The sequence below is a fragment of the Streptomyces sp. NPDC002817 genome, assembly GCF_053592055.1.
Genome location: NZ_JBSFUY010000040.1, coordinates 43,721 through 67,029 on the forward strand (window position 1 = coordinate 43,721; position 23,309 = coordinate 67,029).

The following is a 23,309-nucleotide window of genomic DNA, read 5'->3' on the forward strand; positions in this document are numbered from 1 at the left end:
ACCTCGGCGGCGCTACGGATGTACCGCCAACCGTGCCGCCGGAGGGCAGTCCATGCGTACTACTCAGCTTCTCCTCCGCTCCGGCCTGACCGCTGCCGCCGCCATCGCGCTGGCCGCCGTACCGGCGGTCGCGGCTTCGGGGATTTCCGTCAGCACCACCGGATCCACGGTGTCCGTCACGACCAGTGCCTGCACCCAGGTCAACGGGAGCTGGGGCACCGCCTCGCTCCTGAACAGCAGCCAGGCGAACTTCGCCCAGGGCCGTCAGGTGACGCTGTCGGGGACGACTTCCCTGCAGTCGGCCGCCTGGTCGAACGTGAGCCCCGGTACCTACACCGTCATCGTCATGTGCTCGAACAACAGCACGGCGGGCACCCAGTCGGTCATCGTCTCGACGACGACCACCCCCACGATCTCCGCCACCGCCTCCCCGTCGCGCGGCGTCATGGGCGGCCTCGGCGGTGCCGCCAAGGACTACGGTCCGCTCACCCTCGGTGCCGGCGCCGCCCTCGTCGGGATCGGCGGTATCGCGGCGGCCTGGTTCCTGCGCCGTCGCGCCAAGCCCTACCGGCTCTGATCGGGCAGCTCGGCGAACTCCTCCAGCGCGTGGGTGAGCCACCGCGTCCAGAAGGTCTCCAGATCGATCCCCGCCCGCAGGATCAGGTGCTGCAACCGGTCCTGCGGGCTGTCCTTCCCGGGCGGGAAGTCCCGCTTCTCGATCTTCTCGTACTCGGCCAGCAGCTTGCCGTGCACCTCCAGATGGCGGCGCAGATCGGCCTCGATGCCCTCGGTGCCGACCACGGCTGCCGACCGCAGCCGCAGAAACAGGCTGTCGCGGTACTGCTTGGGGTCCTGGGACGCGGCGGTCCAGCGGGCCAGTTCGTCCCGGCCCGCCGGCAGCACCTCGTACCGCTTCTTCTGCCCACGCGCCGGCTGCTCCGGTGCCAGGGCCCGGATGTGGCCCTCCGCCTCGAGTTTTCCCAGCTCGCGATAGATCTGCTGATGCGTCGCCGACCAGAAGTAGCCGATCGACTTGTCGAAACGGCGGGTCAGCTCCAGCCCCGAGGACGGCCGTTCCAGCAGGGCGGTGAGAATCGCGTGCGGGAGTGACATGGAGTCATCCTAGGGACGGCCCCCTAGAGGGCGGCCGCTACCTCGGTGCCCTGCTTGATGGCCCGCTTGGCGTCCAGTTCGGCGGCCACGTCGGCACCGCCGATGAGGTGGGCTCCGACACCGGCGGCGACCAGTGCCTCGTACAGGTCGCGGCGCGGCTCCTGTCCGGTGCACAGGACGATGGTGTCGACCTCCAGGACGGTGCTCTCCTCGCCGACGGTGACATGGAGTCCGGCGTCGTCGATCCGGTCGTAGCGCACGCCCGGGACCATGGTGACGCCGCGGTGCTTGAGTTCGGTCCGGTGGATCCAGCCGGTGGTCTTGCCGAGCCCCGCGCCGACCTTGGTGGTCTTGCGCTGGAGCAGATGCACGGTGCGCGGCGGGGCGGGGCGCTCGGGGGCGGCGAGTCCGCCGGGGCCGGTGTGGTCCATGTCGACGCCCCAGAGCCGGAAGTACGTCGCCGGGTCCTCGTGCGCCTTGTCGCCGCCGTCGGTGAGGAACTCGGCGACGTCGAAGCCGATGCCGCCCGCGCCGAGGACGGCGACCCGCCGGCCGACGGGAACGCGGTCGCGCAGGACGTCGAGGTAGCCGACGACGCTCGGGTGGTCGACACCGGGGATGTCGGGGGTGCGCGGGATGACGCCGGTGGCGACGACGACCTCGTCGAAGGCGGAGAGGTCCTCGGCGGCGACCCAGGTGTTCAGCCGTACGTCGATGTCGTGCCAGTCGAGCTGGTGGCGGAAGTAGCGGATGGTCTCGTCGAACTCCTGCTTGCCGGGGACCTGGCGGGCGACGTTGAGCTGGCCGCCGATCTCGCCCGCGGCGTCGAAGAGCGTCACGTCATGACCGCGCTCGGCCGCCGAGACGGCACAGGCCAGTCCCGCGGGGCCCGCGCCCACGACCGCGACCCGCTTGCGCAGCCGGGTCGGCGACAGCACCAGCTCGGTCTCGTGGCAGGCGCGCGGGTTGACCAGGCAGGAGGTGATCTGACCGCTGAAGGTGTGGTCGAGGCAGGCCTGGTTGCAGCCGATGCAGGTGTTGATGGCCTCGGGCTTGCCGGCCGCGGCCTTGGTGACGAAGTCGGGGTCGGCGAGCATCGGGCGGGCCATGGACACCATGTCCGCGTACCCGTCGGCGAGCAACTCCTCGGCGACTTCGGGAGTGTTGATGCGGTTGGTGGTGACGAGGGGGATGCCGACCTCGCCCATGAGCTTCTTGGTCACCCAGGTGTAGGCGCCGCGCGGCACCGACGTGGCGATGGTGGGGATACGGGCCTCGTGCCAGCCGATGCCGGTGTTGATGATGGTCGCGCCGACCGCCTCGACGGCCTTGGCGAGCGTGACGACCTCGTCGTGGGTGGAGCCACCGGGGACGAGATCCAGCATGGACAGGCGATAGATGATGATGAAGTCCTCGCCGACGGCCTCGCGCACCCGCCGCACGATCTCGACGGGGAACCGCATGCGGTTCTCGTACGACCCGCCCCAGCGGTCGGTGCGTCGGTTGGTCTGCGTGGCGATGAACTCGTTGATGAGGTAACCCTCGGAGCCCATGATCTCGACACCGTCGTAACCGGCCTGCTTGGCCAGAGTGGCGGCGCGGGCGTAGTCGTCGATGGTCTGCTCGATCTCGGCGTCGGTGAGCTCACGGGGCGGGAACCAGCTGATCGGCGCCTGGATCGGGCTCGGCGCGACGAGGCCCTCGTGGTAGGCGTACCGGCCGAAGTGCAGGATCTGCATCGCGATGCGGCCGCCCTCGCGGTGCACCGCCTCGGTGATCTCCCGGTGCTGCTCGGCCTCCGCCTCGGTGGTGAGCTTCGCGCCGCCGTCGTAGGGCCGTCCCGCCTCGTTGGGCGCGATACCGCCGGTGACGATCAGGCCCACTCCCCCACGCGCGCGTGCCGCGTAGAACGCCGCCATCCGCTCGAAGCCGCGCTCGGCCTCCTCAAGGCCGACGTGCATGGAGCCCATGAGGACCCGGTTGGGCAGCGTGGTGAAGCCCAGGTCCAGCGGGCTCAGCAGGTGCGGGTAACGGCTCATGGGGCCCTCCGTGCGCGGGTGTCGTGACTTCTGTTGTAGAGGACGGCGGGGGCTTTATGCAACTAGTTGCATAATCGAGGACGCGTGACACGGGACACCCTCGGGCACAGTGGCCCCATGACCGCGGAGATCGTCGAACTCGCCCAGCAGCTGATCCGCCGCCCGAGCCGCGGCGGAATCGACGACTACGCCCCTGTCCTGGGCGTTCTGGAGGACTGGCTGGCCACGCGGGAGCTGCCGCATCGGCGCCTGTACGACGACGGGGGCAGCCTCACCGGCCTGCTGGTGGAGGTCTCGGGCGGCCTGCCCGGACCGTGGTGGGCGCTGGACGCCTGCGTGGACACCGCCCCCTACGGCGACGAGGGCGCCTGGTCGTTCCCGCCGGACTGCGGGGACGTCGTGGACGGCTGGCTGCGGGGGCGGGGAGCGGCCGACTCCAAGCTCGCGGCGGCGATGTTCTGCGACATCGCGGCAAAGCTGCGCGGCCGTACGTTCCGCGGCGGGCTCGCGGTCCTGCTGGACGTCGACGAGCACACCGGCGGCTTCGGCGGCGCCCGCGCCTATCTGGCCGATCCGGCGGCGGTGCGTCCGGCGGGGGTGATGATCGGCTACCCCGGGCCGGATGAGGTGGTGGTCGGCGGGCGGGGGTTCTGGCGGGCGACGATCGCGGTGCACGCGGAGTCGGGGCACTCGGGGTCGAGGCGTACGACGCCGGGTGCGGTGTCCCTTGCGGCGCGGCTCGTACGGCTCCTGGAGGAGAGCGAACTACCGGGCGCCCACGGGGAGTTCCCGTTGCCGCCGAAGCTGACGGTGACCTCGATCCGGGGCGGCGAGGGCTTCTCGGTGGTGCCGGACCGCTGCGAGGTTGGCGTGGACATCCGCACGACGCCCACCTTCGACGCCCGGGCGGCGGAAGCCCTGGTGCGCGCGGCGGCGGCAGAGCTGGGCACACCGGCCACGGTCACTCCGGTGGCCTCCTGGCCACCCTTCCGTCTCGCCGAGCACGAGCAGCCCGCCGCCGCGCTCCTGGACGCGGCCACCCGTGCGGGGCTGACGGTCCGGGCGAAGACGGCGGGCCCGTCGAACATCGGCAACCTGCTGGCGGCGGAAGGCATCCCGGCCACGGCGGGTTTCGGCGTGCGGTACGAGGGCCTGCACGGCACGGACGAACGGGCCTGCCTGGCGGACCTGCGGACAGTTCACGCCGTGTACCGGGAGGCCGTACGGCACCTACTCGCGCCCCAAAGGGGCGCGGGGAACCGCGCGATCAGCCCTCACCGCCCCGCAGACAACTGACAACGCCACACTCAGCGGCTCTCCAGACGAACGTGCAGCTCCCGCTCCTGATCCCCGGACGCCGACGACAGATCACGCACCGTGAACATGGAGTCCAGCGTGGTGCGCAACCGCTCGATCGCCCAGTAGCCACCCTGCGCGTCGGCCTCGACGGAGGACGACAGCCTCGCGGGCGGCGGACACTCGTGCGTGTCGGTGACCTCGAACGTCCCGAGCCACACCATGGGCCGCGTCTCGTGAAGCTGCTGCGGCACCTCGTCGGCACCCCGGTCGGACTCGAAGCACGTGGACAGCGTGTCGAACACGATCCGGGCGTCCTCCTTGCTGCATCCGCTGATCTCGATGGAGACGGGCTCCTCATGCGATCGGTCCATCACGACGGCTCCTCTCGTGGCGGTGGCGCGGTACCCACGGGTTCCCCGCGAACCGCGCCACATCCCCAGAAAAGCACCACTGTGCCGACAGGACCAGTGAAGACTGGTGCCGATCCCGGTGTGGCGGCTGGCGCTGCCGGCCGGGACCTCGACCGAGGTCAGGCCCTGGCTCTCGGTGAGGGGGTCGGCGCGGTCCGAGCCGACCTCGGTCCAGGTGTCGGCGGCCGACGCGGGTGGGGCGGCGCAGAGGACGGCGTGACAACGTTGCCGGGCGCGCCGCCATGGCAGGCGACTCCTCTGTGGGGGTGGGCGTGCTCGGCGGACAGTCCGGCCGGGCTTCGTAGTCATGTACAGACCAAAAAGGGGAGGCGGCGTACTGCTAACGTCGCCGGACGCTCTCCGGCGTGTTGAGGGATGGTGGAAGAGGGCGCCAGAGGCGCTCCGGCGACGGTTGAGCGCGGTACAACAGGGGAGTCGGCACGGGGGACGACGTGCCGTGTGGACGGTCGAAGGCGGTGCGTGCGATGAGTGCAACCGGGTCTCCGGTCGCCGAGGGCGACGGGCCGGTGCGCGGGGCGGTGCGGCCCAGCGGGCTGCTCGACGTGCTCGGTGTGGCCTCGGTGGTCCTGGACGCGGAGGGGAAGATCGTGCTGTGGAGTCCGCAGGCCGAGGAGCTGTTCGGCTACTCGGCACGCGAGGCACTGGGGCAGTTCGCCGCCCGGATCATGGTTCATGAGCAGTACCTCGACCTGGTCGTCAAGCTGTTCGCCGACGTCATGGCCACGGGCGAGGGCTGGGCCGGTGCCTTTCCGATCCGGCGCAAGGACGGCAGCACGCGGCTGGTGGAGTTCCGCAACATGCGGCTCCTCGACGACCGCGGGGACGTGTACGCGCTGGGGCTCGCGGCCGACCAGAACACCGTGCGCGGCCTGGAACGGGACGTGGCGCTGTCGACGCGGATGATCTCCCAGTCCCCCATCGGGCTCGCCGTCCTGGACACCGATCTGCGGTACGTCTCGGTCAACCCGGCACTCGAACGGCTCAACGGCGTCACGGCCGAGGAGCACATCGGCCGGACCATGGGCGAGGTCCTGCCGCAGATCGACGTCGACGGCGTCGAGGCCGCGGCACGCGGGGTACTGGAGACCGGTCGCCCGCTCGTCGACCAGCACACCCTGGGCCGCACCCCGGCCGACCCGGACGAGGACCATGCCTGGTCGATCTCGCTGTACCGGCTGGAGGACGCGGTCGGCACCGTGCTGGGCGTCGCCGCCTCGGTCGTGGACATCACCGAGCAGCACCGGGCGGCCGAAGCCGCGGAGGCGGCCCGGCGGCGCCTGGCGGTCATCGCGGACGCCTCCGCCCGGATCGGCACCACTCTGGAGCTGGACCGCACGGCCCGTGAGCTGGCCGACGTCGCCGTGCCGGAGCTCGCCGACATCGCCGCCGTGGATCTGCTGGACGCGGTGGTGGAGGGCAGGCGCAGCATCCTCGGCCCCACCGAGCCGGCCGTGATCCGTGCCCTCGCCGTCCAGGCGGACCACCCCTCGGAGGCCCTCAGCGCCGCCGACCCGCCCGGACAGGTCGCCCGGTACGGCGCCGACCGTCTCGTCACCGAGTGCGTGCGCACGGGCCGGCCGGTCATGGTGGCCGAGGTCGAGGAGGCCGACCTGCCCCGCATCGCCCGCTCCCCCGAGGCGGCGGGACAGCTGGCCCGCGCGGGCGTCCACTCGTATCTGGCCGTGCCGCTGATCGCGCGCGGCGAGGTGCTCGGCGCCCTCGACCTCAAACGCACCCGCAACCCGCTGCCCTTCAGCGAGGACGACCTGCTGCTGGCCCGGGAGCTGGCGGCCCGCGCGGCCGTGCAGATCGACAACGCCCGCTGGTACCAGAACGCCCGCGACACCGCCCTGACCCTGCAGCGCAGTCTGCTGCCCAGCCATCCGCCGGTGACGGGCGGCCTGGAGGTCGCCTCCCGCTACCAGCCGGCGGGAGCGACCGCCGAGGTCGGGGGCGACTGGTTCGACGTGATCCCCCTCGACGGCTGCAAGACCGCGCTGGTCGTGGGCGACGTGATGGGCAGCGGCATCAACGCCGCCGCGACCATGGGCCGGCTGCGCACCGCGACGAACACCCTGGCCTCCCTGGACCTGGAACCGGCCCGGCTCCTGGAGCACCTCGACCGGATCACCCAGGACCTCAAGGACTCCATCGCCACCTGCGTCTACGCCATCCACGACCCGCATCTGCGCCAGTGCCGGATCGCCAACGCCGGCCACCTGCCGCCCGTCCGCCTGCGCGCGGGGCGCAAGCCGGAACTCCTCGACCTGCCCACCGGGGCCCCGCTGGGCGTGGGCGGGGTCGCCTTCTCCACCACGACCGTCGACCTGGAACCCGGCGACCGGCTGGTGTTCTACACGGACGGTCTCGTCGAGACCCGCCAACACCCCCTCGACGAACGCCTGGACGCGCTCCTGGACCTGCTCGACGGCCCCGACCGCCCGCTGGAGGAGGTGTGCGACCTGCTGCTGCGCACGCTGCACCAGCCGGACAACTCCGACGACGTGGCACTGCTCATCGCCCGCGCCCAGACGCCGAGTTGACCTTCCCGATTCACAGGAACTCGTTACCCGCCTCTTATCGGCCGCCCATCACAATCTCAGCAAGGCGTGGCATCGGAATGCCGGGTGGGAGCGAGCCATGACGCACGGTCCGGATCAGGAAGCGACACCGCCCGAGGTACTCGTCGGGCCGGGCGAGGACACTCCGCTACGAGACCGCTGGCGACGTCGGTCCGTGCGCGCACGGGCGGTGACCGCGGCGGCCGCGGTCGCGGCCCTCACCCTCGGCGGCACGGTGGTCGCCTACGCCGCCACCTCGTCGGGTTCGGACGGCGGGGCGACGCCCGCCGCCTCCGGCTCGCCGTCCTCCTCCCCGCACGCACCGGGTGAACGGCGCGGGCCCGGCTGGAGGTTCGGCGCCGGTGGCGAGGCCGTGCACGGCGAGACGACCGTCAAGGACCGGGACACCGGCGAGTGGGTCGTCCGGGTGTGGCAGCGCGGCACCGTCGAGAAGGTGGACGGCGACGAGGTGACCGTCAAGAGCGAGGACGGGGCCGAGTGGACGTGGACCGTGAACGCGGACACGACCGTCCTGCGTGAGGGCGCCAAGGGTTCCGGGGCCGACGACCTGAAGCGGGACGAGACGGTCTACGTGGCCGGTACGCGGTCCGACGGCGGCACCCGGACGGCCTCCCGTGCCGTCGCCGGCACCTGGGAGCGCAAGGGTCCCGAGAACTGGCGCGACGGGCTCCCGGGCCACGGCCACCGCGAGCGGCCCGAGCCGAGCCCTTCCGGCGACGGCGCTACGACCTGACGCCGATCACGACGTTGGCGTACCACTCCTCGGAGACGACCACCCGCGCTGTCAGTCCACCGCGGGCGAAGGCGTCGACGGCCGTGGAGGCCTGTCGTTCGCTCGTCTCGACGAGCAGACAGCCGCCGGGCGCAAGCCACTTGGGCGCCTCGGCGGCGACCCTGCGCAGCACGTCCAGACCGTCGCTGCCCCCGTCCAGGGCGACCAGCGGCTCGTGTTCGCGTGCCTCGGCGGGCAGCAACGCGACCTCGTCGGAGGGGACGTACGGCACGTTCGCCGCGAGGATGTCGACGCGGCCGCGCAGTCGCTCGGGCAGCGCCTCGTAGAGGTCGCCCGCGTGGACATGGCCACCGAAGGGGGCGATGTTGCGGCCCGCGCAGTCCACCGCGGCCGGGTCGATGTCGGCGGCGTGCAGTTCGGCGCCGCCGAGCGCGTCGGCGAGGGCCGCTCCCACGGCGCCCGAGCCACAGCACAGGTCCACGACGACGGAGGCGTCCGGGGCGTGGGCCAGGGCCTGTTCGACCAGGAACTCGGTGCGGCGGCGGGGCACGAAGACCCCGGGTTCCACGGCGATCCGCAGCCCGCGGAACTCGGCCCAGCCGACGACGAGTTCGAGGGGGGCGCCGCCGGCGCGGCGGTCCACCATCGCCGTGAGTTCGTCCGGGGTGCGGGCGGCGGCGAGGAGCAACCGGGCCTCGTCCTCGGCGAAGACACAGCCCGCGGCGCGCAGTGCCGCCACGACGGAGTCGCGCGAGGAGGCAGAAGTGGAAGTCATGGAAGCAGCAACCCTACCCGCTCACGATCTCCCATGGTCGGCATGCACAACTCCCCAAGTTGTACTATGCAACCAGAACCGTGGAGGAGGTCCCGTGGACGCAACCGAGGCCGTCGAGAGCATCCAGCGCGAGATGACGATCTTCGCCCGGCGGGCCCGGGCCTCGGCGGGCCGTATGCACCCCGAGCTGTCGCTGGTCTCGTACACGCTGCTCGGGCACCTGGAGGAGCGCGACGGCTGCCGGGCCACCGACCTCGCCGCGCACTACGCCCTCGACAAGTCCACCGTCAGCCGCCAGGTGGCCGCGCTGGAACGCGCCGCGCTCGTCGAGCGGCGCCAGGACCCGGAGGACCACCGTGTCCAGGTACTGCATCTGACGGAGACCGGCAGGCAGATCCTCGCCCAGGTCACCGTGAGCCGCCGGGCCGCGTTCCGGGAGCGGCTCGCGAACTGGCCGGAGGAGGATCTCGCGCGGTTCGCCGACTACCTCGTGCGGTACAACGCCTGGACGGGCCCGCAGGAGGACTGAACGCTAGGACACGGCCACCAGCCGTTCCGGGGCCCGTGCGGCGGCGAACGCGGTCTGACGACGGAGCCGGAAGCCCAGGGACTGGTACAGCCGGATCGCGCCGGTGTTCCCCGCAGCCGTGTGCAGGAACGGCGTCTCACCGCGCTCCCTGATGCCGTACGCGACGGCGTGGATCAGCCGGGTCGCCAGGCCCTCGCCGCGGAAGGCGGGGTCGGTGCAGACCGCGCTGATCTCGGTCCACCCGGGCGGGTGGAGCCGCTCCCCCGCCATGGCCACGAGGGCACCCTCCCGACGTATGCCCAGGTAGGTACCCATCTCGATGGTGCGCGGCAGGAAGGGGCCGGGCCGGGTGCGCTCGACCAGGTCGAGGATCTCGGGCACGTCGGCGGGGCCGAGACGCAGGGCTTCCGGTTCCGGTGCGGCGGCCACCCCGTCGTCGACGAGCTGTACGCCGTCGATGCGGGCCGTGATCTCCCAGCCGTCCGGCACCTCGCCCCGGTAGCCGGGCAGCGGGACCTCGGCGCCGGGACCCGCGAGCGCCGCGAGATCGGCCCAGTCGTCGGCGTCCGGCTCGTCGGGCAGCGCCAGCCAGGGCGACACGTCCAGCGGGTAGCGCACGACGCGTCCGCGACGCTCGGCGAAGTGCGCGTGCGGCCCCGTCAGGGAGGCGAGCGCGGGGTTGTCGAGGATGTGGGGTATGCCGGGACGGGGCGTGCCCGCCGACCTCGTGCCGTGGCTCATCCGGCGACCTCGATCACGACCTTGCCGCGCGCATGACCGTCCTCGACGGTGCGCAACGCATCCCCGGCCTCGGCGAGCGGGAACCGCTGCACGACCTGCGGGTCCAGATCGCCCTTCACCACCAACCGCGCCACGGCGTCCAGTACGGCGGAGCTACGGGCCCGGGTCACCCGGGCGCCGCCCAGCCGCTCCACGTCCTGCTCCGACGCCCCCGCGGTGATCAGTTTCGTCCGGTCGGTCAGCAGCTTCGCCGCCTCGGTCAGCACCTCGCCGCCGACGAGGTCGTAGACCCCGTCGATGCGGTCCGGAGCCGCCGCCCGCGCCCGGTCGGACCAGCCCGGTCCCGACGGGACGTGGACGGCGCCCAGCGACTCGACGAAGTCCTTCTTGCCCGCGCTCGCGACGCCCACCACGCGGATTCCGAGCGCCCGGGCGATCTGTACGGCCGCGGCACCGACCCCGCCGCCCGCGCCGGTGACCAGCAGGGTCGCCCCCGCGGGCAGGTCCAGTTGGCGCACCCCGTCGTACGCCGTCGCGGCGGCCACGGGCAGGGTCGCGGCGTCGGCGAAGGCCAGCCCGGCGGGTTTGCGCGCGGCCAGGGCGACGGGCAGCAGCGTGTACTCGGCGTAGCCGCCGGTCAGGGTGTTGCCGAAGACCTCGTCCCCGGCGGCGAATCCGTCGACGCCGTCACCGACCGCCTCGACGACACCGGAGACCTCGCTGCCGAGGACGGCGGGGAACACGCGCTCGCCGGTGTCGGTGGGCCGGCGGTATCCGGTCCGCAGCTTCCAGTCGACCGGATTCACACCTGCGACACGCACGGCGACCAGCAGCTGTCCGGGGCCGGGCACGGGCCGCTCGACCTCGACGAGTGCCTCGGTCTCCGGACCGCCGTACCGCGTGAACACGTACGCCTTGGGCATGGCTCCCACTCTCCTTCGCTCGCGCCGGGCACCAGTCGGAAGGAAGATCGGCGAACAGCTATTCCCAGGGCGGCGGAGTGTTCATACGGCCGCAATGATCGCTGCCCTGACCAGGGACGGAGCACCGCCGGCCACAGCGTACGGTTGAACCATGAACGTCACCCGAGGCTTCACCGGACGCCCCCGCGTCCACAACACCGGGCTGCCTCCCGGCCAGTACGACGCGGGCGACGACTGGCCCGTGCTGTCCGCGGAGGTCACACCGGAGCTGTCGCCGGCCGAGTGGTCCTTCCGCGTCGACGGGCTGGTCGAGGAACCGCACACCTGGGACTGGGACGAGGCGCACGCGCTGCCGGGTTCGGTGTACGAGGGTGACATCCACTGTGTGACGAGCTGGTCGAAGTTCGGGGTGCGGTTCGGGGGCGTGTCACTGGACGCGTTCCTGGACGCGGTGCGCCCCCATGGGTCCGCCACCCATGTCGTGGCCTACTCCCACACCGGCTACACCACCAACCTGCCGCTGGCCGACGTGACCGGCGGCAAGGCGTGGATCGCGTGGGAGTTCGACGGGCAGCCGCTGTCCCCCGAGCACGGAGGGCCGGCGCGGCTGCTCGTACCGCACCTGTACTTCTGGAAGAGCGCCAAGTGGATCGCGGGCCTGCGGCTCCTCGACCGGGACGAGCCGGGGTTCTGGGAGCAGAACGGCTATCACGCGCGGGGCAACCCGTGGGAGGAGCAGAGGTACTCCGGTGACTGAGCGGGCCATGGAAGCGCCTTCCTTCACTCCGCCGACGCGGTTCGCCGTGCCCGGGCGCATCGCCGTGAGCAACCGGGCCGCCGCGCTGTGGCAGACCGCCACGCTCACCGAGATCCGCCGGGAGACTCCGCACGCCGCCACCTTCCGGTTCGCGGTGCCCGCCTGGGCGGGGCATCTGCCCGGTCAGCATCTGATGCTGCGGCTGACCGCCGAGGACGGCTATGTGGCCCAGCGCCACTACTCGATCGCGTCCGCGCCCGAGGATGCGGGGCACATCGAACTGACCCTGGACCTTGTCGAGGGCGGCGAGGTGTCGGGCTGGTTCCACACGGTCGCCAAGCCCGGTGACGAGGTCGAGGTGCGCGGCCCCCTCAGCGGCTTCTTCGCCTGGCCCGGCGACCGGCCCGCGCTGCTGATCGGCGCCGGCTCCGGGGTCGTCCCGCTGATGTCGATGGTGCGGCACCACCGGGCACAGGGCCTGTCCGTACCGCTGCGGCTGCTGGTGTCGGCGCGCAGTCCCGAGGAGCTCATCTACGCGGGTGAGTTCGACGCCGAGACGACACCCGTCTTCACTCGCAGGGCACCGCAGGGGGCGCCGGTGGGACGTATGGCGGCCGCACATGTGGCGCCGCTCCTGGCCGAGCAGCCTCCCGGTGGGTGGGAGGCCTATGTGTGCGGCTCCAATGCCTTCGCGGAGCATGCGTCGCGGTTGCTGGTCGCTGCGGGACAGCCGGTGGAGCGGATCCGGATCGAACGGTTCGGCTGACCCTCGCGGCCATCCCTCCGTTTCACGGCAACACTGCCGGGCACCCCTGTGCAGCGAGGCTGTGGGCGGGTACTGGTTCTGTGCGGGCACTCGCAGGCGTACGCGGTGCGGAGGTCGACATGCGAACCCGGGTGCGCGGCTGGCGGTGGCGGCGGAATCCGCTGCGGCGCCGGTCGGATGTCATCGAGGCGTGGACGGCGCTGGCCGTCGCCGTGCTGCTGCTCGTGGGTGCGCCGCTCGCCGGGGTGGTCGCGGCCGGGTGGGCCCGTTCCGAGGCGCAGGCGACGGCGGCGTCCCAGCGTGCCGAGCGGCACAGCGTGCGGGCCGAGGTGGTCGGCGTGGATCCCGGCTCGCCGCCGACGATGCAGGGCGCCCGACAGCACACGTACCTCACGACTGTCCGCTGGACGGAGCCGGGCGGCAGCGAGCGGACCGCCACGGCGCGGGTCCCGGGCGGTACGCGCGACGGTGAGGTGGTCGAGGTGTGGTTCGACTCCCGGGGCCGTAACGTCAAGCCGCCCCCGGACGGCTTCTCCGTCTGGCAGCACACCCTCACCATGGGCGCCTGCGCCACGGGCGGCGCGGCCGCTCTGATCCTCCTGGGCCGTGCCGCCGTACGGCATGTGGCCACGCGGCACCGGCTGGCGGAGTGGGAGGAGGAGTGGGCGCGCACCGAGCCGGAGTGGTCGCGGTGGCGGTGGGCGTGAGCCGTCCCCGTGAGCGGCCGCGGTCCTGCGTCAGCCCAGCCCCTGCATCCGCCGGGCGATCCGTCCGTGGTCCCGCAACGCCCCCGCCAGCCCCGGCAGCACCGGTTCCCCGCGGTCGACGAGGACCCGCCCGCCGACCACCGTCGTCCATGCCCGGGCGGGCCCGCAACGCAGCCAGGCCTCCACCGGGTCGCTCAGCGCGCCCGCGAGGGCGACCTCGTGGAGGTCCCAGACGACGAGGTCGGCGCAGGCGCCGGGGCGCAGATGGCCGATCTCCTCATCACGGCCGAGGCAGCGGGCCGAGCCACGGGTGGCCATGGCGAGGGCGTCCCTCGCGGTCATCGCACCGGGGCCGCCACGGTAGCGGCCGAGCAGCAGGGCGTTGCGGGTCTCCATCCAGAGGGAGGCGTGGTCCGTGGAGGCCGAGCCGTCGCAGCCGATGCCGACGGGCAGACCGAGTTCGCGCATCTCCCGCACCCGGGCGGTGCCGCCGCCGATCAGCATGTTGGAGCTGGGGCAGTGCGCCACGCCGACGCCCGCGGCCGCGAGGCGGCGCATCTCGTCGTCGTTCGGGTAGATGCAGTGGGCGACCCAGGTCCGGTCGCTCATCCAGCCGCAGTCCTCGAAGTACTCCACGGGCCGGCAGCCGTAGGTCTCCAGGCAGTACGTGTCCTCGTCGTGGTCCTCGGCCAGGTGGGTGTGGAGGCGTACGTCGTGGCGCTCGGCGAGTTCGGCCGTGGCCGTCATGACCTCCTTGGTCACCGAGAACGGCGAGCAGGGGGCGAGCGCGACGCGGATCAGGGCGCCCGGTGCCGGGTCGTGGTGGGCCTTGATCAGACGCTCGCTGTCGGCGAGCACCTCGTCCGTGCTCTGTGTGACGCTCCTCGGCGGCAGTCCCCCGTCCTCGACGGACCGGGTCATCGAGCCGCGCGTCGCGTGGAAGCGGAAGCCGATGTCGCGGGCGGCGCCGATCTCGGCGTCGACCAGGCGTGGACGGGGGTGGACGTAGAGGTGGTCCGAGGAGGTCGTGCAGCCGCCCATGAGCAGCTCGGCCATCCCCACGTACGCGGAGACGTACGCGGCCTCCTCGTCGAGGGCGGCCCACAGCGGGTAGAAGAGCGTGCCGTTCACGGCGGGCGCGTAGGAGCGGGTGAGGTTCTGGTAGATGTGATGGTGCGTGTTGACCAGGCCCGGGGTGACGAGCCGTCCCGCCGCGGAGACGGTCGTCGCGGCCTCGGGTTCGCTTCCCGGAGTACCCACGGCGGTGACCCGACCATTGGCGACGGCGACCCAGCCGCCGCGGATCTCCCGATCCCCGTCCACGACCAGTAGTTCGGCGTCCTTGACCAGCAGATCCACGGCTGACGTCATGGCGTCATCGTAGACAGGTAACCGGCCAAAGGCCTGGCGAGTCGTCCGACGTCACACGTACGGTGTGATCATCACCGGCCCTCTTCAAAGGCGGTCCTGCATGGCCCTGTTCGACCTCCCCCTCGACGAGCTCCACGAGTACCGCAGCGCGTCCGTCGAGCCCGAGGACTTCGACACGTTCTGGTCCAAGACCCTCCAGGAGGCCCGTGGGCACGACCTGGACGCCCGTTTCGAACTCGTCGACACCGGTCTGACGACCGTCGAGGTGTACGACGTCACGTTCGCGGGGTTCGGCGGGCACCCGGTGAAGGGCTGGCTGACGCTGCCCGCCGGGGCCGCCGAACCGGTGCCGCTGGTCGTGGAGTTCATCGGGTACGGAGGTGGGCGCGGGCTGCCGCACGAGCATCTGCTGTGGGCGTCCACGGGCCGGGCGCACTTCGTGATGGACACCCGCGGCCAGGGCAGCGCGTGGGGCGGGGGCGGCGGCACCGCGGATCCGGTGGGCGGGGCGCCCGCCTACCCCGGCTTCATGACGCGCGGCATCGACGCGCCCGAGAACTACTACTACCGCCGGGTGTTCACGGACGGGGTGCGCGCCGTCGAGGCGGCCCGTTCGCATCCCGCGACCGACGCCTCCCGCACGGTCGTGCTCGGCACGAGCCAGGGCGGCGGCATCACGATCGCCGTGGGCGGTCTGGTCCCGGACCTGGTGGCCGTCGCGCCGGACGTGCCGTTCCTCTGCGACTACCCGCGGGCGGCGGTTCTGACAGACCGTCACCCGTACCGTGAGATCGGCCTGTTCCTCAAGACCCACCGCGGCCGCACCGAGGACGCCCTGCGCACCCTGTCGTACTTCGACGCCGTCCACTTCGCCGCCCGCGGCCGCGCCCCGGCCCTGTTCTCGGCGGCCCTGGAGGACCAGACCTGCCCGCCGTCCACGGTCTTCGCCGCGTTCAACGCCTGGGCGCACGACGACAAGGAGATCGAGGTCTACGACTTCAACGACCACGAGGGCGGCGGCCCCTACCAGCAGGCGCTCAAGTTGCGCTGGCTGCGCTCGTACGCCTGAGGAACCGGGTCTTCCCTCCAGTCCGACCAGTCGGTACGTTCATCGGGCCCGGACCGCAGTGTCGCGGTCCGGGTTGTCGGCGGACGACGGAGGCCAGCCATGTCCGAGCACGAAGCCCACGTTCAGGGCCACTGCGACGAGCGTTTCGCGGCGGTGCGTGTCGCGTTCGAGGAGAACTTCCGGGAGCGGGGCGAGCTGGGGGCTGCGGTCGCCGTCACGGTCGGCGGGCGGACCGTGGTGGATCTGTGGGGCGGGTGGGCGGACGCCGCGCGCACGCGGGCGTGGGAGCGGGACACGCTGGTCAATGTGTGGTCGACCTCGAAGGGGCCCGTGGCCCTGTGCGCGCACATCCTCGCCGACCGGGGACTGCTGGACTTCGACGCGCCGGTGGCCGGGTACTGGCCCGAGTTCGCCGCGGCGGGCAAGGAGAACGTGCTCGTACGGCATCTGTTGTCGCATCGGGCGGGGCTGTCCGGGCCGCGGGAGCCGCACTCACTGGAGCAGCTCTACGACTGGGAGTTGACCACGCGGCGGCTCGCGGAGACGGAGCCCTGGTGGGAGCCGGGCTCGCGGTCCGGGTACCACGCGCTGACGTACGGCTTCCTGGTCGGCGAGGTGGTGCGGCGGGTGTCGGGGCTGCTTCCGGGAGCCTTCCTGGAGCGGGAGGTGACCGGGCCGCTCGGCATCGACTTCACCGTGGGGCTGCCGGAGAAGGAGTACGGGCGCGCGGCCGAGCTGGTCCATCCGCCGGCCGCGTCGAGCAGTGAACAGGCCGCGATCTTCAGCCAGTTGGCGCCCCTCGCGCTGGCCGCGCTGGCCAACCCGCCGGCCGGTGCGACCGAGGCGAACACACCCGAGTGGCGGGCCGCCGAGATCCCCGCCGCCAACGGCCACGGGACCGCCCGTGCCGTGTCCCAGCTGTACGGCGTCTTCGCGGGACGTGGCACGTGGGACGGCCGTCGCATCCTGTCGCCCGAGGCGGCCGAGCGGGTGCGCGAGGGACAGGGCAGCTGCCGGGACCTGGTGCTGGGCGCCGGTTTCGAGAGCGAGACCGAGATCGGGCTGGGGTTGTGGCTCAGCGGGGCGAACACGTCGTACGGGCCCAATCCCCGGGCCTTCGGGCACGACGGGTTCGGTGGCTCCTGCGGGCTGGCCGACCCCGAGGCGGAGGTGTCGCTCGGTTACGTCATGAACCGGATGGGGCCTCATATCGCCGACGACCCGCGGAAGATGGCGCTGATCGACGCCCTCTACGAGGCCCTGTGACGGGTGGGCCGGTTTCGGTCGATCCCACAGGCCGCCCTTCCCTTGTGGTTTAGACCAATGCTAGATCTGGTGGCGCAATGAGCCCGCACGGCTACGGCACGTCACCGACTGGAGGCGCGGCATGGCCCGCACCACCCCGCACGAGGACCGACCCCTGTACTGGAGGATCGCCACGGAGCTGCTCGGCGAGCTGCGCGACGGCACCGTCCCACCCGGTGAACGGCTGCCGGGTGAGCGAAAGTTGGCCGAGCACTTCGAGGTCAGCAGGGAGACCGTCCGGCAGGCGCTCCAGGTGCTGCGCCGCGACGGCCTGGTCGCCACCGACCGGCGGGGCAGCCATGCCGCGCTTCCCGCGACGCCGGTCGGGGCTCCGTCCACGCTCGCCTTTCCGGTCGGCGCCGACACCGCGGGCCCGGGTGCGGCCGACCGGGCGACCGTCACCTGGGAGACTCCCCCGCCGGAACACGCCGAGGCACTGGGGCTCGCCCCGCACCGGCCGACCCTGATGCACCGCTACGAGTCGGGCCGGCGTACGGCCGTGACCTCCTTCTCCGCCGTGGCACTCGCCGAGGTCGAGGAGCTGGCCCGGTATCGCGGACGGGCCGACGGCAACGCGTCGGCACAGCTGCGGCGGGCCTACGACTGGATGCGCAAGGCGGGCCTGACCCTGCACCACCGCGACTCCATCACCCCGCTCGCGGACACCCCCTCGGTCCGGGTCACCCGCCGGGTGCACGACCAGTACGCCCGCCCCCTGGAGATCACCGACCTCGTACTGGACGCCCGACAGGAGGCACTGGTCTACGAGTTCACGCTGCCGGCCGACGGAAGTACAACTGCACGGCCGAGCCCGTCGGGTCCAGGTCCTCGGTGACCAGGTCCGTCAACTGCCGTACGAGCCACATCCCGTGACCGCCCGGGGCGCGCGGCTCGGGCGGCAGGTGGCCGGGGAAGGCCGGTCGGGGCGCCGAGGTGTGCGTTCCCCCGTCCCGGATCTCGCAGATGACGTACTCGGGGTCGCTGCGCAGTCGTACGACGCCCCGTCCGCCGCCGTAGCGCAGGGCGTTGACGACGCTCTCGTGCACCGCCGCCACCAGGTCGTACGTCCGCTGCTCCGGCAGGCCGACGCGGCGGGCGTACGCCGCGAGCCCCTGGCGCACGGCGGCCGAGCCACCGCGGGTGAAGGGGAGGTCGTCCGGGCCCGGGGGCAGGCGGGCGGGCCTTGGCTCGTCGCACTGCGCGCAGAACTCCGTGGGCTCGGTGAAGTCGGCTGTTCCGTCCGTGAGTTCGGGGTGGGTGCGGGCCGCGGTGCGGACGATGTCGGCGGGCAGTGCGTGGATGTCGTACGGGCAGAGGATCCGGTGGCCCGAGCCGGCGAAGGCGACGTTCAGGAGGGACTCGTAGCGCATCCACTCCCGGGTCTCGAAGGCGCTGCGGCCCGCCCAGACGGGTTCGCCGATGACGCGCACACGTCGGGCGGTGCCGTGCCGGTCGCAGTAGGCGTGATAGCGGCCCAGGGTGCGGGACGGGTAGTCGTACCAGTCGTGGGCGTCGACGAACTCGACCTCGCGGGCGCGGTCGCCGAGTGCCTCGGCGAGCAGGGTGATGTTGTGCGGGCTCACCACCGCGAGGACGGCGTCTCCGGCGTCGAGGCCCTCGGTGACGAAGTCGGCCGTCACGGCGAGGAACTCGCGGTCCGAGCCGTAGCGGAGGGCCTGGTGGACGAAGCGTGTGCGGGTCATGGTGTGTCTCCGTCCGGTTCGAAGCGCAGGCCGGGAACGCGGTCCCAGCCGGTCACCCGCATCACCCGCTGGATGTGCGGGGCGACTCCCGACAGGACGAGGGTGCCGTCCTCCGCGGAGAGGGCGAGAGCGGAGAAGACCAGCAGGCGCAGTGCGCCGACGTCGATGAAGTGCAGTTCGTGCAGGTCGAGTCGGATGCGGGCGCCGCTCGCGGGGCGGGCCCGTTCCGCGTGCAGGGCGCGGGCGACGGCGGTGACGTTGGTGTCGTCCACCTCCCCGGCGAGGGCGAGTCCGGGGGGTGCGAAGGTGCGGGTGATGGACAGCAGGTCGTCGCGCCACACGTGGTCGGCGCCCACCAGGCCGTGGTGGAGCCCGGCGAGCGGGGCGAGTTCGGTCTCGTCGAAGACCCGGCTGTCGTACTGGCAGATGCCGAGCACCGGCAGTGCGGCGAACACGGGGTCGAGCAGTAGTTCGCTGTCGTGGAGCGTCTTGAGCCCCTTCCCCGCCTGCGCGCGCAGGATCTCCGTGCACACCCGCAGCCCCAGGAAACCGTCGCCGACCGCGCGGCGCGTCTCGCGGCGGATCATCTCGTCCAGGTCCCACAGCCCTTCGGGGGTCGCGAGATGGGCGTCGACGCACAGCCGGCCGGCCGCGACCTCCTCGTCGACCCGGCAGCCGTGCGCCTCCAGGAAGGACAGGGCGACACCCGCGGGCATGTCGGCCGGCGGCAGGAGCAGTCCGCGATGGCCGCTGGCCAGGCCGTCGAGCAGGAACGCGGCGAGGACGGTCTCGCGCTCCTCGTCCGTGTCGTAGCCGAGGAGCAGATGGTCGCCGTGGCGCATCTGACCCACGGTCGTCACAGCGGATCCGAGGGCCATCGCAGGCCTCCCTCGACGGGGCGACACCGCTTCCACGCTACGCCGGATTCCGGTTCCCCGTCAGGGGCTAGGGTGACCTACCGTCGGGTTGCGGTGAGGGGGGACGATGGCGGCCTCTGTGCAGGGCGGCAGGACCGGCAACCTTCCCGCCGAGCCGAACGAGTTCATCGGCCGCAGGCTCGAACTCGCCGAAACGGCGGGGCTGTTGGGGGCAGCGCGCCTGGTGACGCTGACGGGGCCGGGAGGTGTCGGCAAGTCCCGGCTCGCGCTGCGTGCCGCGCATGTCGCGAAGCCGGCCTTCCGTGGCGGGACCTGGCTGGTGGAGCTCTCGGAGCTCAGGAATCCGGACCTCCTGACCAACACGGTGGCGCAGACGACCCGGCTGACCGAGCAGACCCTGCGGCCCCTCCTCGGGGCCGTGTGCGAGCACCTCACCGGGCCGCCGCTGCTGCTCGTCCTCGATACCTGCGAGCACGTCCTGGAGGAGTGCGCGCGCGTCGTGCAGAGACTCCTGGCCGAGGTACCGGAGCTGCGGGTACTGGCGACCAGCCGTCAGGCGCTGGGGGTACCGGGCGAGCAGTTGCTGGCGGTGGCGCCGCTGCCGCTGGGCGAACGGGACGACGCGGTGGCGCTGTTCGCGGCCCGGGCCGCTGCCGCGGTGCCGTCGTTCGCGCTCACCGAGGCCAATCGGGCCGGTGTGGCGGCGGTCTGCGCCCGCCTCGACGGGATCCCGCTGGCCCTGGAGCTCGCCGCCGTACGGCTGCGGGGCCTGCCTCTCGACCGGCTGCTGGCAGGGCTGGGCTCGCGTTTCGACCTGCTCGTCTCGTCCGCCCGGCCACAGCCGGCCCGGCACCAGACGCTGCGCACGGCCATCGGCTGGAGCCACGAGCTGTGCACACCGCTGGAGCGGCTGCTGTGGGCCCGGCTGTCGGTGTTCGTCGGCGGCTGGGACGTGGAGGCGGCCGAGTTCGTGTGCCACGGCGGCCCGTTGAGCGCCGAGGACGTCCTCGCGCTGCTCGCCTCGCTCAGCGAGAAGTCGATCGTGACACGGGACGGCGAGGGCGTGGCGGGACGCTACCGGATGCTCGACACCGTCCGCTCGTTCGGCGCCGAGTGGCTGGCCGGGCTCGGCGAGGGGGAGTCGGTCCGGCGCCGCCACCGGGACTACTTCCGGTGGATCGCCCGTCAGGGCGAGGCGGAGTGGCTGGGGCCGGGCCAGCGGATGTGGGCGGAGCGGCTGACCGCGGAGCACGCCAATCTACGGCTGGCGATCGAGGAGTGCCTGGCGGCGCCCGAGCCGGAGACCGCGCTCGAACTCACGGGCAGCCTCTGGTACTTCTGGTTCGCCTGCGGGTTCGCGGAGGAGGGCCGGGGCTGTCTGGAGCAGGCGCTCCACCGCGCCTCCGAGGGCGGCGGGCCCGAACACACCCTCGCCGTGTGGGCGCACCGGCTGGTCACCCTCGTACCGGACGACCTGGAGGCCGCCGAGTCGGTGAGCACCGCCTATGTGTGGCTGGCCGAGGAGCGGCATCTCCCCGTTCCCGCACTGCCGTTGACCGGGGCGAGCCTGGCCGTGCGGGGCGAGTCGGCACGCTCGGCGGTGCTGTACGGGAGCGCCCGGCAGGCCCCGGCGGGCGACGGTGGCGCCGAGTTCTTCCAGCTGATGACGCTCGCCCTGCAGGCGTATCTCCTGGCCGGGCAGGCCGCGTTCGAGCGCTGTGCCTCGGTCGCCGAACGGCTGCGCCAGGAGTGCGAGAAGCGGGGCGAGTTGTGGATGCGGGCCTGGGGTGACTTCTTCGTCTCGCTCGCCGGGATCGGCCTCGGCCGACCGGACGAGGCGCTGCGCCCGGCCCGCGAGGCGCTGACCGCGAAATGGCGGGTGCACGACCGGCTCGGCGCCGCCGCCGTCGCCGACCTGCTGGTCGCCGCGCAGGCCGCCCGGGGCGAGGACGAGCTGGCGGCACGCCTGCTGGGCGTCAGCAGAAGCCTGTGGCGCACGGCGGGGCTGCCGCAGTTGGGCAGACCCGACACCACCGTCTTCCACCGCGAGTACGAACGCCGGCTGCGCGCCTCCCTGGGCGACTCCCGGTTCGCCGAAGCGGTGCGCGAGGGCGGGGAGCTGGGGCCGGAAGCGGCGATCGGACTGGCACTGGGTGGAGTCGGTACGGGGGAGGACGTCTAGCCCGAGGAGGCCGCCGATATCGGCCTCCTCGCCTGCGGACGAGGGCCGAGCCGACGAGCGGCGGGGCCCCGCAGCAGCTCCGCCCTTCAGTGCGGCAGCCGCGCCACGACCATGCGGACGCGCGGGCTTCCGTCGCCCCGGCGGCCGAACTCGGGCAGCGCCGTCAGCTCGACGCGGAAACCGGCGCGCTCCAGCTCTCCACGCACATCCCGCAGCCGGAAGGCGCGGTAGTACATGACGAACGGGGGCCGCCACACCGCGTTGCGCACCCGCATCACCATGTCGAAGCCCAGCAGCATCCAATATCCGAGCGAGCCGGGCCGGGGCGGCGCGACGACCGGGAAGGCGAAGCAGCCGCCCGGCCGCAGTACGGAGCGGACCTGGCCGAACAGTCCCGGCAGCTCGCCCGGCAGGAAGTGCCCGAAGGCCCCGAAGCTGACGACGAGATCGAAGGCGGGCCGGAAGGGCAGCGCGCGGGCGTCCGCTCGGACCCAGTCGACCCGGGGCCCGGCGGGCCGCACCCGCTCGCGGGCGACGTCCAGCATGCCGGCGCTGAAGTCCACGCCGGTGACGCTCTCCCGGCAGACCCGCGCGAGCACATCCACCCCCGCCCCGGTGCCGCAGCACAAGTCGAGCCCGGCATCGAAGGACCCGGTCCGCTGCAGTGCCCGCGCGACGGAGTCGAGCACCGATTCCGGGGTCCGGAAGGGCGTGTGGTCGAACTTGGGGGCGAGGAGGTCATAGCCACGCTCCACGGAGGACAGGGCCTGGACGGCGAGTTCGCGGAGGCTCGGGCCTTCTGGGCTGAACATCGCGTCAGCTTAGGGGAGCACCCCCATGGACACACCGCGTGCCGAGGCATACCGTAGGACACGAATACTCAACTAATTGACTATGGGGTGAGCTCGAATGCGCGCTTTCCGTGAGGCCGTCGAGGCGTGGGACTTCGATGCGGTCGAGGCGCTGCTGGCCGAGGACGTCGTCTTCACGAGCCCGGTCGTCTTCAAGCCGTACCCCGGCAAGGCGATCACGGCGGCGATCCTGCGGGGCGTCTCCCGGGTCTTCGAGGACTTCCGGTACGAGCGCGAGCTCACCGGGGCCGACGGCCGCGACCACGCCTTGGTGTTCGCTGCCCGGGTGGGCGACCGCGCACTGACGGGCTGCGACTTCATCCACGTCAACGAGGAGGGTCTGATCGACGCACTCACCGTCATGGTGAGGCCGTTGTCGGGCGCCCAGGCCCTCGCGGAGGCCATGGGCGCCCAGTTCGAGCGGATCGCGAAGGAGGCGGAGGCGAGCTCCGCCTCCTGACGTCACGCCACGGTGAGGGTGAGGGCACCCGTGCAGGTCACGCCGGGCGTCAGGGCCGTCCGCATCCCGTCGACGGTCAGCGTGACCGTCTTCCC

The 23,309-nt window shown here is 72.5% G+C and carries 23 protein-coding genes; 13 read left to right on the top strand and 10 right to left on the bottom strand.

All coding sequences use genetic code 11. From position 1 onward, the window contains the following. Positions 1–52 precede the first annotated feature (52 nt). Positions 53–577: a hypothetical protein gene (locus ACWD3I_RS42655; protein ID WP_365409479.1), complete on the top strand. Its 525-nt coding sequence runs from the start codon at positions 53–55 to the stop codon at positions 575–577. Here ACWD3I_RS42655 and ACWD3I_RS42660 read toward each other — a convergent pair. Together ACWD3I_RS42660 and ACWD3I_RS42665 are read right to left on the bottom strand one after the other, a co-directional pair. Further along, positions 565–1,113, bottom strand: coding sequence for a PadR family transcriptional regulator (locus ACWD3I_RS42660; RefSeq protein ID WP_365409482.1), 549 nt, complete (start codon positions 1,111–1,113; stop codon positions 565–567). The genes ACWD3I_RS42655 and ACWD3I_RS42660 overlap by 13 nt on opposite strands. A 23-nt stretch (positions 1,114–1,136) precedes the next feature. After that, a complete protein-coding gene (locus ACWD3I_RS42665) occupies positions 1,137–3,152 on the bottom strand; it encodes an NADPH-dependent 2,4-dienoyl-CoA reductase (protein ID WP_365409485.1) in 2,016 nt (671 codons plus the stop codon). 117 nt (positions 3,153–3,269) lie between these two features. On the opposite strand from ACWD3I_RS42665, the gene ACWD3I_RS42670 reads away from it, so the two are divergent. Then, positions 3,270–4,448, top strand: a complete 1,179-nt coding sequence (locus ACWD3I_RS42670; protein ID WP_365409488.1) for a M20 family metallopeptidase — start codon at positions 3,270–3,272, stop codon at positions 4,446–4,448. A gap of 11 nt (positions 4,449–4,459) precedes the next feature. On the opposite strand, the gene ACWD3I_RS42675 is transcribed toward ACWD3I_RS42670, so the two are convergent. Beyond that, positions 4,460–4,822 (bottom strand): hypothetical protein, encoded by a 363-nt coding sequence (locus ACWD3I_RS42675; RefSeq protein ID WP_365409491.1) that lies wholly within the window; start codon positions 4,820–4,822, stop codon positions 4,460–4,462. A 524-nt stretch (positions 4,823–5,346) separates the two neighbouring features. Here ACWD3I_RS42675 and ACWD3I_RS42680 point away from each other — a divergent pair. Together ACWD3I_RS42680 and ACWD3I_RS42685 are read left to right on the top strand one after the other, a co-directional pair. Continuing rightward, on the top strand, positions 5,347–7,425 hold the full coding sequence (locus ACWD3I_RS42680) for a SpoIIE family protein phosphatase (protein ID WP_365409494.1): 2,079 nt from the start codon (positions 5,347–5,349) through the stop codon (positions 7,423–7,425). A gap of 97 nt (positions 7,426–7,522) precedes the next feature. After that, positions 7,523–8,197 carry a hypothetical protein gene (locus tag ACWD3I_RS42685; protein WP_365409497.1) on the top strand — a complete coding sequence of 225 codons (675 nt, stop codon included), beginning with the start codon at positions 7,523–7,525 and terminating at the stop codon, positions 8,195–8,197. Here ACWD3I_RS42685 and ACWD3I_RS42690 read toward each other — a convergent pair. Beyond that, on the bottom strand, positions 8,187–8,972 hold the full coding sequence (locus ACWD3I_RS42690; protein ID WP_365409500.1) for a putative protein N(5)-glutamine methyltransferase: 786 nt from the start codon (positions 8,970–8,972) through the stop codon (positions 8,187–8,189). The two genes, ACWD3I_RS42685 and ACWD3I_RS42690, sit on opposite strands and share 11 nt — an antisense overlap. Before the next feature lie 133 nt (positions 8,973–9,105). Between ACWD3I_RS42690 and ACWD3I_RS42695 the strand changes: the two genes are divergently transcribed. Further along, complete coding sequence (locus tag ACWD3I_RS42695) at positions 9,106–9,501, top strand: MarR family winged helix-turn-helix transcriptional regulator (RefSeq protein WP_451084345.1); 396 nt, start codon at positions 9,106–9,108, stop codon at positions 9,499–9,501. Between the two features lie 3 nt (positions 9,502–9,504). Here ACWD3I_RS42695 and ACWD3I_RS42700 read toward each other — a convergent pair whose 3' ends face one another. Both ACWD3I_RS42700 and ACWD3I_RS42705 read right to left on the bottom strand, forming a co-directional pair. Further along, positions 9,505–10,242 carry a GNAT family N-acetyltransferase gene (locus tag ACWD3I_RS42700; protein ID WP_365409505.1) on the bottom strand — a complete coding sequence of 246 codons (738 nt, stop codon included), beginning with the start codon at positions 10,240–10,242 and terminating at the stop codon, positions 9,505–9,507. Next, complete coding sequence (locus ACWD3I_RS42705; protein WP_365409508.1) at positions 10,239–11,165, bottom strand: NADP-dependent oxidoreductase; 927 nt, start codon at positions 11,163–11,165, stop codon at positions 10,239–10,241. Before ACWD3I_RS42705 ends, ACWD3I_RS42700 begins: the two co-directional genes overlap by 4 nt. A 151-nt stretch (positions 11,166–11,316) precedes the next feature. Here ACWD3I_RS42705 and ACWD3I_RS42710 point away from each other — a divergent pair, with 151 nt between their 5' ends. The 3 genes from ACWD3I_RS42710 (at position 11,317) to ACWD3I_RS42720 (ending at position 13,395) form a co-directional block, all read left to right on the top strand. Further along, on the top strand, positions 11,317–11,922 hold the full coding sequence (locus ACWD3I_RS42710; protein WP_365409511.1) for a sulfite oxidase-like oxidoreductase: 606 nt from the start codon (positions 11,317–11,319) through the stop codon (positions 11,920–11,922). A 7-nt stretch (positions 11,923–11,929) separates the two neighbouring features. Beyond that, entirely contained in the window at positions 11,930–12,688 is a 759-nt protein-coding gene (locus ACWD3I_RS42715; protein WP_365409514.1) for a ferredoxin reductase, read from the top strand. Between the two features lie 119 nt (positions 12,689–12,807). After that, positions 12,808–13,395, top strand: coding sequence for an Rv1733c family protein (locus ACWD3I_RS42720; RefSeq protein WP_451084344.1), 588 nt, complete (start codon positions 12,808–12,810; stop codon positions 13,393–13,395). 30 nt (positions 13,396–13,425) lie between these two features. On the opposite strand, the gene ACWD3I_RS42725 is transcribed toward ACWD3I_RS42720, so the two are convergent. After that, positions 13,426–14,766: an 8-oxoguanine deaminase gene (locus ACWD3I_RS42725; protein WP_365411022.1), complete on the bottom strand. Its 1,341-nt coding sequence runs from the start codon at positions 14,764–14,766 to the stop codon at positions 13,426–13,428. Positions 14,767–14,866: 100 nt separating this feature from the next. On the opposite strand from ACWD3I_RS42725, the gene ACWD3I_RS42730 reads away from it, so the two are divergent. The 3 genes from ACWD3I_RS42730 to ACWD3I_RS42740 all read left to right on the top strand — a co-directional run bounded on the left by ACWD3I_RS42730 (position 14,867) and on the right by ACWD3I_RS42740 (position 17,975). After that, positions 14,867–15,835 carry an acetylxylan esterase gene (locus ACWD3I_RS42730; protein WP_365411025.1) on the top strand — a complete coding sequence of 323 codons (969 nt, stop codon included), beginning with the start codon at positions 14,867–14,869 and terminating at the stop codon, positions 15,833–15,835. A gap of 99 nt (positions 15,836–15,934) precedes the next feature. Further along, positions 15,935–17,101: a serine hydrolase domain-containing protein gene (locus tag ACWD3I_RS42735; protein WP_365411028.1), complete on the top strand. Its 1,167-nt coding sequence runs from the start codon at positions 15,935–15,937 to the stop codon at positions 17,099–17,101. 121 nt (positions 17,102–17,222) lie between these two features. Next, a complete protein-coding gene (locus tag ACWD3I_RS42740) occupies positions 17,223–17,975 on the top strand; it encodes a GntR family transcriptional regulator (RefSeq protein WP_365411031.1) in 753 nt (250 codons plus the stop codon). Here ACWD3I_RS42740 and ACWD3I_RS42745 read toward each other — a convergent pair. Continuing rightward, the gene (locus ACWD3I_RS42745; RefSeq protein WP_365411034.1) at positions 17,911–18,843 is read right to left on the bottom strand and encodes a sensor histidine kinase; all 933 of its coding nucleotides are present in this window, start codon (positions 18,841–18,843) and stop codon (positions 17,911–17,913) included. The genes ACWD3I_RS42740 and ACWD3I_RS42745 overlap by 65 nt on opposite strands. Then, the gene (locus tag ACWD3I_RS42750; protein ID WP_365411037.1) at positions 18,840–19,721 is read right to left on the bottom strand and encodes an MEDS domain-containing protein; all 882 of its coding nucleotides are present in this window, start codon (positions 19,719–19,721) and stop codon (positions 18,840–18,842) included. Before ACWD3I_RS42750 ends, ACWD3I_RS42745 begins: the two co-directional genes overlap by 4 nt. 106 nt (positions 19,722–19,827) lie before the next feature. Between ACWD3I_RS42750 and ACWD3I_RS42755 the strand changes: the two genes are divergently transcribed. Continuing rightward, complete coding sequence (locus ACWD3I_RS42755) at positions 19,828–21,903, top strand: ATP-binding protein (protein ID WP_365411040.1); 2,076 nt, start codon at positions 19,828–19,830, stop codon at positions 21,901–21,903. Between the two features lie 86 nt (positions 21,904–21,989). On the opposite strand, the gene ACWD3I_RS42760 is transcribed toward ACWD3I_RS42755, so the two are convergent. After that, on the bottom strand, positions 21,990–22,715 hold the full coding sequence (locus ACWD3I_RS42760; protein ID WP_365411043.1) for a class I SAM-dependent methyltransferase: 726 nt from the start codon (positions 22,713–22,715) through the stop codon (positions 21,990–21,992). Positions 22,716–22,812: 97 nt separating this feature from the next. Between ACWD3I_RS42760 and ACWD3I_RS42765 the strand changes: the two genes are divergently transcribed. Beyond that, a complete protein-coding gene (locus ACWD3I_RS42765; RefSeq protein ID WP_365411046.1) occupies positions 22,813–23,214 on the top strand; it encodes a nuclear transport factor 2 family protein in 402 nt (133 codons plus the stop codon). Positions 23,215–23,309: the final 95 nt, after the last annotated feature.